Here is a 12,918-nt window from a genome sequence, read left to right on the forward strand (position 1 = left end):
GTGCCCATCAAAGAATCACAAGCGATTCTGGCGACTCAAGTTTTTCGACTCACTGCACCTCAAAAAATGTGGGTAATCGTAAGACGACGAGGACCGCCTGATTGACGCATGCGCGCGGGTACAGTTAGTTCTATGATCGGCGGGGTGAAGGTCAGGCGGCTTGCTGATCGGTGGGATTGGCTTGGCGCAGGAGCTTCCATTCCCAGGGCAGCAGTTCGTGCAGCCGCGACGTAGGAAGATCGGCGATCCGGGCGAGGACGTCGGCGAGCCAGGCCTTGGGATCGACGTCGTTGAGGCGACAGGTCGTGATCATCGTCAGCATGATGGCGGCCCGATCGGCACCGCGCTGGCTGCCAGCGAAGGTCCAGTTGCGCCGCCCCAAGGCGATGCCTCTCAACGCGCGGAGGACCGCCTCAAGGGACTCAGCCAGTGGATCGAGATCGGTGAGGGTTAGCGCCAAGCCCACGGCGCCTGATCGACCCCACTCCTCCAGCACCTCAGGCGCCACTGGCTGCATGAGGGGCGGAATGAGTCTGGCCGGCATCCGGGTCTGGCTCGCCTGGGCGAAGAGCTCGGTCGGGTCGCCGTTCAGGAAGTCAGGCTGGACCAGGACCAGCCCGGTGATCCTGGATTCACGCGCGGCGCCTTCCAGCGTTTCCATGGAGCCGTTGATGATGGGCGCGGCCTGGCGGCTCTTTCGGCGGAACGCATGCACCTCACAGTCGATCCTCATCACGCGCCCTCGGCGCAAAGCGCCGCCGGAACAACGCTCGTAAGGCCGCAGCTCACACACATAGCCGGATCCTCGAGACCAACGCTGGGTTGGAGACTTTCCGGCTTCTGCTCAAGCGCGCTGTCCGGCGATGTCGCGCCGTGCGTCCGCAATGGAGATCAGCCGCCTGACCTCGCCCATACGGCCGATTCCTGACATGGAATGCTCGTCCGCCATTGCAAATACGGGCACGCTGCAGATGCTCATGTTGGTCATTTGCCGGGCTATGTAAGTCGTATTGCGGATAAAAGATACGGATTCAGATAAGTCAAGACAATCCGGTTCTCTTGCAGTTGCGCCCTTCGGAAGGCCGGCCTCTTTGAGAGCTTTACGAGCATTTCGCGCGGTGCAAGTACCTCGCGCGCGAAATCGAGAATCGTTGACAACGCCGTGCCATAATTGCCATCCGCCGCGCCAATGCCAGCCCCGGCATTTGTCTCGATTGCTACGCGGTCGACGGCCGCCCCACATGCTCGCAGTCAGCTCCAGGCGTAAGGCCCACACGATATCGTGCGTGCGGCATGATTTCTTTGGTAACACAGAACTCCCTTCGCAATCTCACCTAAGTCCTTTTCTAGTCTAGTCCGGATAGCAGTTCGTTTTGCTGCAAACTCGCAACGCAGGCGCCGCAGAAATCCAGCTCTTTTCGCGCCATCACGCAGAATTCCAGGGGACACCACTTCCGCGGAGTTGATGATTGGCGCGCCACTGCATGGCGTCGCGATCACTTTCATCGTGTTGCGGTCAATATGGATATACCCGAGAAGCTCGCGATCTTCTTTGAGGTCACAGCCAACCTGAAGCGCCACGACCCGGACCAGCGCTGATCGCACCGTGGAGCGGCAGTATGCTGCGATCGGCCTTGCCGCGGATACTGAAGTTCAGCATCGCCTGTGAGACCAACTGGCCTTAAGCTCAAGGGCAAGAATGATCGTGTCCCACAGGCGATCCAGCGCCAGGTCGGGCAGCGGCCGCACACGCTGGATACCCTTTGGCCGGTTAACGTCTCGATGTGCTGTCATGATGCCCCTCATTCTCGTTCAGTGAAGCCATATAACCGGTGGCCAAAAAATTGCCGATGCTTTGGTAGATGTACTCGACGCCACCACTCTCGGCGATGGCTTGACGGCGGAGCAGGAAGCGCTGCCCCATTCAGCGAATGTAGTTCTTCCCGAATGCGTGTTCTGCCCATGCAGGTTGGCAACCTCGTAGCGGACGTAGGTAATTGAAAACGGAATCTTCACCCGCGCCGAGCTCTCATCGACGCCTAACAGTCTTCGATCGTTAGAAAGCGATAACGGATGTTGTCTGCTTCGTGCGAGATAACCTCGGGTGCAGAAATACTGCACGAGGCGGGAAAAAATGCGCGATGCGAGCGCAATCCTAAGACTAACTTTGGCCATCCGATGCCCTGAAGGCGCAATTTGGGCCTCTGCGCGGTGCGTGCGCAGGTTAGCCACCGCGCATGCGCGCTGATTAGTAGATTGAGAGAAGTCGAATGGCTACTTACAAATATGGGATCTATCTGCAACAGTTTACTAGCGATGCGTTTGACCAAGATCACGGGCCGGGAGCTCCGGCGCCCTTTGCCGGCGTTTACCGATGCATGGGCTGTCACCGCGAGATCGGCATTGCATCGGGACACGTATTGCCGCCGCAAGGACACCATACACACTTGCCGGCGCAAGGGTCGATTCGCTGGCGATTGATCGTGTACGCCGACCATAATCCGAAATAGCTGTTCACAACGAAGTCCGGCGAATGTCGGACTTTTGTTTTTAGGAGCATGCGACGACTATGGCCAAAAACGGATGCCAGTGTAGCGAGGTTGCGATACGATATGCGTCCAGTCGACGCGCTCTTTCCTCGGTTCTGACCGTGGAGAGCCATCCGCAACAACCAAGGTTTCAGGGAAAGGCCGAACATGTTCGACGTGTACGTAAACGACAAACATGATTTGCTGGTCATCCCTCAAGGCTCTCCACTACCTGTGGCGCTCGGAAAATGGCGAAAGACGAAAACACGGATGGCTAGCGTCAGTCATGAAATCAGGTCGGCTGTTCAAAACCAGGGCTGTTACCTGCGAAAGCTGTGCGATCCGAGGAAGCAATAGAGGCGCCCAATTGGGACGCCTTGTATTTGCGCCGCCGGCCGCCCCATTCAACGCCTTATGAAAGCTCCGACTTCATTCGGGCAGCAGGAGATTACCCCACGGGCCACCAGATGGCCGTCTGCTCCTACAAATTTGAGGAATGCAGTCTGATTGGTTGATGGGAAGATGCCGGGCCGCAGGCGGCCCATGTAACATGACCCGCGGCCCCCATAGCGGCGCATCACGTCCAGGAATACGTGCGCACGGAGTCTTGGGTACGTCATACCTTCACTGCGTCTTTAGCGACCTTAAGCGGTGCCGCCTTGACCGGCCGGCTTAGCGGCGAATTCCATCGGCTCCTTCCCCTTCCACCAGTCAACGTGCCCTGCCAGGCATTGATCAGCAACACGCAATCATCGCTCCGGCAGCGTATTATCGAATCCGAGGCAGGCGTTGCCAACCTATCCCCGACCAAAATGATATCGACGATGGGATAGGCGATGCGCGCTGTAACCGCATCGTAAGCGGTGGTCATTGCGACACGCCGCCCCTTTTGATTCCACCGCTGCAGGATTGGAATCGTGACCCGTTCAACAGGAGGGTCCGAAATTTGACTTTCTGCACGAGTGAAGGCTACCGGTCATGATGGGCCCACAGGAGCACCCGATCCGCTGCGAGCTATGAAGCTAACTCGGCGCTTCGTCTGTTGCTGCTGAGCGCCCCAATCGTTCGCAGATTGCGTTCGGCTCAAGGGACCCTATCGACATAGCGAGTGAGAAGAAATGGTTTGATGATTGCGCGAGGGCTTCGCCGGCTGCTAACGGCTTGATAGTGGCACCGTGTCACAGTCCGGACAGGACGGTGCTCCGCGGCGTCATGCGCTCCGCTACGGGCGAACTCGCATAGTATTATGTTCAGGACGGCCCTGATGCTTCTGCTCCCGAATCCCTTCCGTACATGAGCACGGAGCTAAAGCCTAGATCGACTTCGCCAGCTCAACTCCCGACCCGGAGATGACCCGCTTCTCTCTTAGTGGCACCTACCATTTCGGGCGATTGATCGATGACAGAAGCACATCATTTATCGAGCGATGAGCGTTGATCTATCACCGCGAGCCAAGTTCCTGCGCATCTTGACGCAACGATCTAGGGCCCAGTCAACTACCAAACCTCGCAATTGATTCACATGACAGATGAATGTCATCTGCAGCTGCACTAAAGTGGCTCCCGGATTTGGGACCAGAAGCCTAGTTGGAATGTAGCGGTTCCGTTTGGTAAACGGAGCGCACGATGACGAAGAAGACGAGACGGAAGATCGACGCGGCGCTGAAGGCGAAGATCGCTTTGGAGGGGCTGCGTGAACAGGTGAGCGTGGCCGATCTGGCGCAGCGCTACGAGGTGCATCCCAACCAGATTTATTCCTGGAAGAAGCAACTGCTGGATCAGGCGGCCAGAGCTTTTGATCCCGCTGGGGGGGCGGCGGACGTTGGTCGCGACCGTGAGATCGAGAAGCTGCATGCCAAGATCGGGCAGTTGGTCGTGGAGCGGGATTTTTTAGCGAAGAGGTCCGGAAGATGAGCGTCCCGGACCGCAGGGCGAAGCTCAACCGCGCGCATGGCGTGCTGTCGATCCGCCACCAGTGCCGACTGCTCGGGCTGTCGCGCTCGGGCGTTGACCGGACGCCGCAGCCAGCCAATGACGACGATCTGACGCTGATGCGCCAGATCGACGAACTGTTCACCGCGCGGCCGTTTCTGGGCTCGCGGCGGATGGCGTGGCTGCTGAGCGAGGATGGCGTGCCGATCAACCGCAAGCGCGCGCAGCGGCTGATGCGCAAGATGGGGATCGAGGCACTGGGGCCGAAGCCGCGCACCAGCAAGCCTGCGCCGGGGCACCTGATCTATCCCTATCTGCTGCGCGGCATGACCATCGCCCGGCCGAACCAGGTCTGGGCGACCGACATCACCTACAGTGCGCCTCGCCCCACAGTTGGGGGAGCGTATGACTGGAATGCAAAAAGAGAAAGGAGGACTGAGAAAAAAATATGACTTGTTCCCTGCTGTGAGGGGACATGAGCCCAAGCGGCGGTGACCTGTCGTCAACTGGCAGGGTGACGTAGCCCGCAGGTAAAGGGGATTGAGGCGAAGCCGTTAAGCCGAGATGGTCCCCGAGGCTGAAGTATTGGAAGGTTGAGGAACACGAACCGGTTCACCCGCATCTGAGGGCTGAAATGTCGCCTCCGTCTACACGGCTTAACAGGTGGAATGCTGATGATGTCGCCGGACAGTTATGACGGCGTGCATCCGAAGCCGCAAATCTTCAACACCGATCAGGGCAGCCAGTTCACCAGCGCGGCCTTCACGGGCGACGACGAGCCCGAACTCGGCAGCCTCGCTGGCCGGCGCCAGTTCGACCAGAGGACATGGGCCGCCGGCCAGGCTGGCGAGCCGTCCCTCAGGGCGATCGAGGAGCATCCGGAGGCCAACCCGGCGACCTGGTGGAGCGAGCATCAACGCTCGAACGAGGGAACGCAGGTGGCTTGGGCGGAGAGCGGAGCGGACGATTTGGAGGATGAGCACGACGGTCGCGAGCCCGACGTCGACGACGAACTGAGCGGCGACGAGGAAGAGCCCTCCGGCAGCTTCGACTGACTGGTGAACCAGGAGCACGCCTATCGACAGACAGCGGGCGGCAAAACCTGGTGGAAGCATACCAACAACGACGCTGAGCTGCAGACAGACTGAGGCTGATGATCCGATGATTCTGCTTACGCGCGTCTGACTGCCTCGGAGGCTTCACGTGGGGGTCCGGTGCGAGGAGCCGGGCCCCCATTTTCGCGAGGGTTTTGTAGGCACGTATGCGGAGGGGTAGGAAAGGTGGTGGAAACGGCCAGACGCAGACTTGCTCAGACGCGTAAGATCGAGAAGGCGGCGTGCTGCCAACTCACCGGGATCCCGATTGCCGTGTCGATAGTCACCGACAGAAGGTTCTTGCCGGCTACGCTGATGAGAGCTGCTGGGTATTCGATCAGCACCTTCCATACGGACCGCAAGCGAAACGGCCTTTTGCCAGAGACGCAAGATTCTAAGGGGGCTTGGAACAAGTTCTCGATCGTCGACATGTTCGTGGCCAGGATCGTGGTCGTCCTGAAATCAAGTGGGATAAGTGCGCGCTTCGAGGAGTACCGCCAGCGGAAAAGTGTCTCATCGGTTGGGACAAAAAAGGGTAGTGAGACAAATCGAGGAAATAGCCGTGGAAAATCAACGCGGAAATAGCCGGCTGGTGGGCCCGGCAGGACTCAAACCTGCAGCCAGACCGTTATGAGCGCAGTACCCTACCGTGCCAGCGAAATCAGTGTTGCTCAAACGCGTCCGATCACGTTCGAGCACGTTTGATTGCAGGGGTTCTGTGGGATTTCTGGTGGGCGCGACACGGCACGAACCGTCGCGATCGAATGCGGCAAGCCACGACCGGTCGCTACAAGGCACGACGGGTCGCGACGGGTGCGTCCGTTCGCCTTGAAGGCAAATCTGAGGATTCCTATTTTCGGATCGCGAGCGGGCTTCCAACGCCGTCACCGCGCCGTCTCGCATTATGTCACCGCCCGGATTGCGAATGATCGGGGGTTCATAGTTTCTACGTGGCAGGCGTCGCTAGACGAGGCTCGAAGTCGAGCTCCGGCCAGTCTTTCGCCTCGGGCATTGGTCGGGAGAATACGGGCGAATCCGGGTCCCAGTCGAGCCGTGTCGTAATCCCTCGATCCGCAAGCAACGGCGCGCCGAGCACGAAACGTTCTTCGTATCGGCGGTACAACGTTGCAAAGAATTGGCTCAGGTGCAGCGGACTCTCGTTTGGTGGGAAGGAGCTGACGACATCTCCTGCCTCGCTTCCTCGGGGCTCAATGAGCGCCATCGCCATGGCTTCATATCGGCTGATCTCGTCACGCAAACCGCGGCGCGACGTCATTTCACGAAGTGCGGCGTGAAAGCGAACGATGCCGTCGACAACGCTTCCATCTTCGAGGATGGCGATGTCGTTGGCCTTCAGCTTTTCCACTTTCTTCGGCGTCAGCTCCGAAGCCTCGGTCTCGGAGTCAGACTCGACCTCGGCTGGCGTGTCTTCCTCGTCCAAATCCGGCGCTTCAAGCGCATCTTCGATCGTGCGGTTCGCGCGCAAAATTGAGAAATATCCGACCACCATTGCCGGATAGGTAATGTGCAGGTTCGTGCACTCGCCGATCGTCTCTTCCATCCGGTTCGTGAGATTCCGGAAGGCCTTCGTCACACCTTTGCACGAAATCGCGAGAACCGGGCCGACGGTCTTCTTCTGCACGACCACATCGACGTTCTTAGTCTTGAGCCCGCCGAGGATGACTTGCTCGCCGGTTCCGCCTGCACTGGGACCGAACTTCAAGATATTGCGCACGCGACCCTTGCGCCCCTTCTTCGTCTCGACGACGAAGGGCGGGCGCGGCGTGATGTCGTCCGGGTGAAAACCACCTTCGAGCACCAAACGGCACGCGATGTACCAGTGCAGCGGCTTGATATGCCGCGCGCTCTGCGTCTTGCCCTCGTGAGTCGCAAATTCCCTGAATGCTTGGAGTCCGCTGATCCAGCGGCAGGGCGAAGCATCAGCTTTCGCCATAGTGCCTCCAGGTACGCAGGGTACGGACGGCCTCAGCGACTATGGCTCCCGGCAGGCGCTCGATCGCACGACGCGACGGGAGCGCGACTTGTGTCGCTTCCCGCGGCTCAAGCTTGAGCATGCCGCCGCCGAGCGGATGACCTTCGAGTTCGCAGCTCAGCTGCACGAACTCGCTTCCCCACGTCGCGAGGTAGCGCTTTGCCGACGCGCTCTTGAGCCGAACGCTATGCACGGAGTTGGTGCAGGTGCAGTGCGCATCGTTCCGAACAAGGCTCGGTTCTAATCCGGACATATACGACAAGAAATAGTCCGGCACCTGCACGTCAGGGACCGAGTACCATGGATCGCGTACGCGGCACTTATAGGCCTGGCGAGCTTCAAGGCCGGCTTCGGTGTTGAGATAGCGCCGGACGCTTCGCGGCAGATCATCCGTTTTCGACAGCTTGAGCAGGAGTATCGGATCGTCGTTTCGTTTCCAGCGCTCAACAATCGCAGTCGTGACGCGCGTGGCCGGAAGCGCACGACCATTCCGGACCGTCGGATGGAGCAATTTGCCCGGAACGTCCCACTTCTCCGCCTCGCTCGGCCGCAGATGGAAAAAATCGTTCGCGCCGCTCACATAACCGATGCCGACACTCGCCAGATCGCCGAGGCGAGGCGTGTCGCCGCTTGTCGCGACCTGTCGGTATAGCTCCCGGGCGTGCTGAGAAATCAGGTACGGCCGAAGGCGTCGGTTCCACTCCGATCGCCATTCACGCACGCTCACCCGTGTAAACTCGCGGGGCGGCCGGCCGGACGGTCGGAAGCGGTCAAGGATCGAAAGCCGGATCTCCTGCGTCGTTCCCTCAAATCCGTCGGTGTACAGCAGCCAACAGTCTTCGGAGAGCTCCGGAAAGAGCTTCGACTGAACCGCCACAACATGAACCGTATTGAAGCGGCTCACCAGGTACTCCAGCAACGGTGCGGCGTATGGTGCGTGCCCGATTTCAGCCGGGACTACGAACGCCATCCGGCCACCCGGCTTCAGGAGCGAGGCAGTGCCGACAAGGAACGGCGCCCATGACGACGCCAGGCCGGAAAACTGTGCACCGAGGGACGCGCACAGTGCCATCGCGCGGGCGCGCATCTCCCCATTAAAGGTCTGGTAACGAATGAACGGCGGATTGCCGGCGGCACACTCGAAGCGCTCGGCCGTCTCGGCTGCCCAAGAGAAGAAGTCGCCTTCGTGGACAAGGGCCCAGGGCGCCCGCCCCATTGCCGTCTGCGTAGCCTGAAGGTCCTGCTCAATGCCGACGGCGTTCCGGTGCCCGGCAATGAAGCGTCCGTCGCCGCATGAGGGATCGAGCAGACGATCCTCGTCATGACGGACCGCCCACTGCAACAGGCTTGTGACGACAGGATCGGGGGTGTAGTAGGCGCCCGCTTCCTTCTGGGTTAAGCGACGCACGCTCTTCCTCCTCGCGAATCGGTTGTAAGTCTACACCGGAGGATGCGCAGTAAAGTACCCTCCCAGATTTTTCCAGATGATTCACAGGTCGGCGTGTCGGCTGGGCAACGGGGAACGCATGCGCCCGCCGATAGTCGGCAGGTCATGGGGATAACCGGCGAGGGTCGGGTCCAAGCCGGGTATCATCAACCACATGACCGACGACCCGCCGCGACCGGTCGCGACAACCGACGACAGCGAATTTCCCTCTCCGTCGAGGAGGCCGCGGAGCGCTACGCGCACGCCGGACACCCTCGCCCTATCCGAGCAATCCAGCGCTATTGCGCCAAAGGCGATCTCGACTGCCGTCACCTAGAGACGCCATTCGGCGACCGATAGCACCAAACGGAAATGGCCGTTCGATCTGAAAGCCGCCGCTAAGGACCTCCTGCGGCATGGTACGACCACGCTGTTTGCCGCGCTCGATGTCGCTTCCGGCTTTGTCATTGGCAAATGCTACAAGCGCCAGAAACTGAGCACACGGGTTCAAGAGAAGGAGAGCATCACTCGTTTTGCGGATCTGGTGTGCGCTCAGCCCTCACTCCGTGTTTCTGATCCCGATAGCAACAGGCGTGCCATCTCGGTCGGCACGCATCAAGCGCCTGACTACGCTTTGAAAATTCCAAGGCGCCCCAAACGCAGCCGGTGTTTTGAACCTGACAGACTTTGCACGGTGTCAGAAGTTGGAAACGAAATCCTTGTGAGCGCTTGGTCATGCTAGCCGATCCGGCAAGTCCCCGTGTCTAGGACTGAAGCCGCCCTAACGCATCATGTAGCAATGGCAGATAGGATCGATTTCGCAAGGGAGGCGCGCCTCCCGCGGATCTTCCCACCGTGGAGACGATTGAGACGTCGCTTCAATGATGCTCTCTGAGCGGAGCCTCATCAGTCGTCGTTGACAGGGCGGCAGCAGAAAGCCCGGCCATTTCGGCGAGCACCTCGGAAGTTAGGCGGTTGTTTTTTTGCACAATCTCGAGGATGTGGGCGGCTACTCGGTAGTCTCGCATGATCCGCTGGCGCCTGAGGTAAATTCCGCCGCGAAACTCCTGTGCGATGCAGGAAATCGTCCAAAACTCAGGAAAGTGCGCCGCAAATGGGTACAGGACGAGAGTATGCTGAATGAAGATAACTAGCTAGGGCGGCATTCTGTTGATTGCAATATAACGCACCAAGTCTATCGCAGGGGCGAAGAGACAGATGGTCAGTGCGGCGGCGATAGATGGCTCAGGCCTATCTTTCGATCGCGCTATGTGCGCTGCGAGCCTGGCGATCTTGGCGGCCATCGAGGTGAGTACGGATTACGCCCTCTCTACTCTATAGAGGCTCGCCTACCGCATCAGCGCATCCGGCTGCATGCAATCTTTAATTGAAATAGCCCGTCGGCTGTCTATAATCTAACGTGCAATTTTCCAATATTTTCATTTTCGGAGTTTTCCCATGACCGCCATTCGCATTCAAACGATCCAAATTCCCGCGAATTCCTGCGATGCGGACTGCATGCCCTTGCGGCACAACAAATGGCAAATCGACTTTCCGATTGTAGACCCTGCGCGGATCGGGATTGGATATTTGGTCGAGCCAGCACCGTTCGTCTTTACTCCCGTGCCATTCGCGATGCACGACCACCACTACGCATCTAACAACACCCCCGACTCTGCGCGCGCCAATGTAACCTATCGGTTCACCGCCGCTGCCATCGTCAGAGATCTGATCGTTGTTCAGCACACAAATGGCATCACCGAAATCGAGGGCGCCGTTTCCGACACGGGAGCGGCCGGAAGCTGGCACAGCATCGGCATCGCGAAGAGCCGCCTCGTCACTGATCCAGTGAGCGGAGCTACCCCGACTGGATCAAATATGTTTGTCGAGGGTTCGAGAGATTTGTTCGTGTTTCCAAACCCGGCGGCTGCCAAGCCGTATTTGCGGATCGCGATACATAAGACCCCATTAGCTAACGGCTGGGCAACCTACCGGATCTATCCGCGAAATGATCAGAACGACCCGTACACCGTGGCCAGTCAGAATAGCTTGATGACAAGAGCGGGCCAGGTCGTAACGCCGTAGCCTAGCGCTTCATACATTCATTTCGCCGCCTGCCCGTCCTCGATTGAGGCAGGCGGCGCGCCAAAACCCATAATCCGCATGGGGAGCCCCGACGTGTGCCGCAGCCAAAACGCTCAATACAGAATGATCACAACGCGGCTGGTTTCAGCCGTGCTATTTCTATTTTTGGTCGCACCTGCACAGGCGCAGTCGCCGGCGTGTTCTTGCACGTTCAAGGAGGCCCCATGGGAAGCATACGGGACCAAAGCGGCCTGCACGACGATCACTCGAAAGGGTGGGACCTCTTGTGAGATCGAATTTGGCGGTCTCAGCGCAGACCCGCGGATTGCGTCGGCTCTTGGGATCGATGCGGCCGACCCCTCGAAAGTCTACGAAGTCTTGGAGACCTTTCTACGACTTCTTAGAAGGAATGACAGAGCGGCCCTAAGTCAACCGAGGTTTCTGTCGGAGGCGTTGCCAATATTCATGCGAGGCGCGTACCTTCGCCCACCGCACGGGGAGTTGAACGCTGGCCAGGTGAGATCGCTCGACAAGGCCGTTAAGATCTTCGCAGACAAGTACTCCGATCAAGTCAGCAAAGTATTCCTGGGGAGTACTTCAGAATTCTCAACAACGATCGATGACGCGAGCTTCACAGTCGGTGCTGGATACATTGTGGTTAGGCATCCATTCGCCGTCCTCGTCACGAGATACTTGCCCCAAGAGTAGCTCAAATGCCTGAACTCCCATGGTGCGTATTTCTAGAGTGGGGCTGGACATTTTGGATACCGGCGCTGGTCGTGGCGGCTGCCCTAATTGTCTGGCTTGGCTTCTTGGTGTTACGGAGTAGCGGCTCCCTGAGCGTCGGCTATGAAAAGATAAAGGTCGTCACGAAAGGGAACGGGCCGCTCGGTGTTGTAGTGACAGCAGTGATACTCATCGGCGTCGGCTACGGTGTTTATGAAGGATATAGGACTCTCAAAGACGCATATTTCGTTGCTCTAAACACACCGGGAAGAGAACTAGAGCAGATACGTAATGATCTTCAAAGCGAAACCCGCGTGGAGTTGCTCATAAGAGATCCAGCGAAGAAGATTTCAGTCGCCGGCAATTATCGAGGCGCGTGCGTTCCTGATCTATTCGAGTCAATTTGCCGCCAGTACGCGCCGCGCATTGTTTGCGAAACATCGGTATGGAGACGCACTCTCGTCATCGATGTACGGAAGCCTTGACCCGCAATCGAGGCGACGCGGCGTGCAAGAACACTGAGATTAAACAGAAAAGTGAGAGGGCCCCGGATGAGGCCCTTGATACTATCGCCTTGGATAGACGATGTGCATTTGTGTCGAGAGAAATACGAACAAGAGGCCAGAGAGAGCGGCGGATAGAACGTAGTCGCTGTTTGAAGCAGAAAGGGCCGCGGTCAGCGCCGCAAGTCCCGCTAGAACGGGGCGCCACCCGCCAAAAAGCCAGCCGCCAATCGACCAAACCACCATCGCCAACAGGATGAGAAAGATAGCCTTAGGCGGCTCAATCAGGTGGCCCAGCAAGCCACCTCCGGCAGCAATAGCCGCAATGACCAATAGCACGATTGAGGCTAATCCCAACTCATTCCAAGTCTGATGGCCAGGAGGATCTGTTGATGCGGAGAACGGTAAGGGCATTGGCGGAAACTCCTGTATTCGCGCAGCCGCTGCAAATGCTGCTCCAGCAAACGTTCCTTCTCTGTTCTGATGCTAACCCAACAGCCGTCGTCCGCACCGCGCCGGGCTGCTCCTTCAATACCACAGCCCGGAACTTGCCGTCGATCCCGCACTATCGCGGATCATCACGTATGAACCGGCCTCCGCCCCATGAGTTCCAGCAACATGGGGGAGCGTTC

9 protein-coding genes and 3 pseudogenes are annotated in these 12,918 nt (G+C 58.6%); 6 read left to right on the plus strand and 6 right to left on the minus strand.

Annotation, left to right across the window (positions count from 1 at the left end):
• Positions 1-151: 151 nt before the first annotated feature.
• Both XI09_RS13140 and XI09_RS46130 read right to left on the minus strand, forming a co-directional pair.
• Positions 152-412 (minus strand): annotated as a pseudogene (locus XI09_RS13140) (transposase domain-containing protein); the annotation flags it as partial.
• A gap of 584 nt (positions 413-996) precedes the next feature.
• Complete coding sequence (locus tag XI09_RS46130) at positions 997-1,251, minus strand: hypothetical protein (protein ID WP_442869582.1); 255 nt, start codon at positions 1,249-1,251, stop codon at positions 997-999.
• A 1,019-nt stretch (positions 1,252-2,270) separates the two neighbouring features.
• Here XI09_RS46130 and XI09_RS13145 point away from each other — a divergent pair.
• Positions 2,271-2,510, plus strand: a complete 240-nt coding sequence (locus XI09_RS13145; protein WP_271567216.1) for a hypothetical protein — start codon at positions 2,271-2,273, stop codon at positions 2,508-2,510.
• Between the two features lie 776 nt (positions 2,511-3,286).
• Here the strand turns inward: XI09_RS13145 and XI09_RS13155 are convergent.
• Positions 3,287-3,474 (minus strand): annotated as a pseudogene (locus XI09_RS13155) (3-methyl-2-oxobutanoate hydroxymethyltransferase); the annotation flags it as partial.
• Positions 3,475-4,153: 679 nt separating this feature from the next.
• On the opposite strand from XI09_RS13155, the gene XI09_RS13160 reads away from it, so the two are divergent.
• The 3 genes and pseudogenes from XI09_RS13160 (at position 4,154) to XI09_RS13170 (ending at position 5,514) form a co-directional block, all read left to right on the plus strand.
• Positions 4,154-4,441: a transposase gene (locus XI09_RS13160; RefSeq protein WP_271567218.1), complete on the plus strand. Its 288-nt coding sequence runs from the start codon at positions 4,154-4,156 to the stop codon at positions 4,439-4,441.
• Positions 4,438-4,833: pseudogene (locus tag XI09_RS13165) on the plus strand (IS3 family transposase); the annotation flags it as partial. The gene XI09_RS13160 and the pseudogene XI09_RS13165, both read left to right, overlap by 4 nt.
• A gap of 300 nt (positions 4,834-5,133) precedes the next feature.
• Positions 5,134-5,514: a hypothetical protein gene (locus tag XI09_RS13170; protein WP_271567220.1), complete on the plus strand. Its 381-nt coding sequence runs from the start codon at positions 5,134-5,136 to the stop codon at positions 5,512-5,514.
• 985 nt (positions 5,515-6,499) lie between these two features.
• Here the strand turns inward: XI09_RS13170 and XI09_RS13175 are convergent.
• Together XI09_RS13175 and XI09_RS13180 are read right to left on the minus strand one after the other, a co-directional pair.
• Positions 6,500-7,507 carry a hypothetical protein gene (locus XI09_RS13175; RefSeq protein ID WP_271567221.1) on the minus strand — a complete coding sequence of 336 codons (1,008 nt, stop codon included), beginning with the start codon at positions 7,505-7,507 and terminating at the stop codon, positions 6,500-6,502.
• Entirely contained in the window at positions 7,494-8,954 is a 1,461-nt protein-coding gene (locus tag XI09_RS13180; protein ID WP_271567222.1) for an SAM-dependent DNA methyltransferase, read from the minus strand. Before XI09_RS13180 ends, XI09_RS13175 begins: the two co-directional genes overlap by 14 nt.
• Before the next feature lie 1,476 nt (positions 8,955-10,430).
• On the opposite strand from XI09_RS13180, the gene XI09_RS13190 reads away from it, so the two are divergent.
• The gene (locus XI09_RS13190) at positions 10,431-11,057 is read left to right on the plus strand and encodes a hypothetical protein (protein WP_271567223.1); all 627 of its coding nucleotides are present in this window, start codon (positions 10,431-10,433) and stop codon (positions 11,055-11,057) included.
• 713 nt (positions 11,058-11,770) lie between these two features.
• Entirely contained in the window at positions 11,771-12,268 is a 498-nt protein-coding gene (locus tag XI09_RS13195; protein WP_271567224.1) for a hypothetical protein, read from the plus strand.
• 81 nt (positions 12,269-12,349) lie between these two features.
• Here XI09_RS13195 and XI09_RS13200 read toward each other — a convergent pair whose 3' ends face one another.
• Positions 12,350-12,700 carry a hypothetical protein gene (locus tag XI09_RS13200; RefSeq protein WP_271567225.1) on the minus strand — a complete coding sequence of 117 codons (351 nt, stop codon included), beginning with the start codon at positions 12,698-12,700 and terminating at the stop codon, positions 12,350-12,352.
• Between the last annotated feature and the right edge of the window lie 218 nt (positions 12,701-12,918).

This window comes from Bradyrhizobium sp. CCBAU 11386 (assembly GCF_028128955.1).
Lineage (GTDB): Bacteria > Pseudomonadota > Alphaproteobacteria > Rhizobiales > Xanthobacteraceae > Bradyrhizobium.

Bases quoted from the DNA above. Each gene is read 5' to 3' on its own strand.
- XI09_RS13170 (WP_271567220.1), top strand. From the start codon at position 5,134: ATGATGTCGCCGGACAGTTATGACGGCGTGCATCCGAAGCCGCAAATC.
- XI09_RS13145 (WP_271567216.1), top strand. From the start codon at position 2,271: ATGGCTACTTACAAATATGGGATCTATCTGCAACAGTTTACTAGCGAT.
- XI09_RS13190 (WP_271567223.1), top strand. From the start codon at position 10,431: ATGACCGCCATTCGCATTCAAACGATCCAAATTCCCGCGAATTCCTGC.
- XI09_RS13160 (WP_271567218.1), top strand. From the start codon at position 4,154: ATGACGAAGAAGACGAGACGGAAGATCGACGCGGCGCTGAAGGCGAAG.
- XI09_RS13175 (WP_271567221.1), bottom strand. From the start codon at position 7,507: ATGGCGAAAGCTGATGCTTCGCCCTGCCGCTGGATCAGCGGACTCCAA.
- XI09_RS13200 (WP_271567225.1), bottom strand. From the start codon at position 12,700: ATGCCCTTACCGTTCTCCGCATCAACAGATCCTCCTGGCCATCAGACT.
- XI09_RS13195 (WP_271567224.1), top strand. From the start codon at position 11,771: ATGCCTGAACTCCCATGGTGCGTATTTCTAGAGTGGGGCTGGACATTT.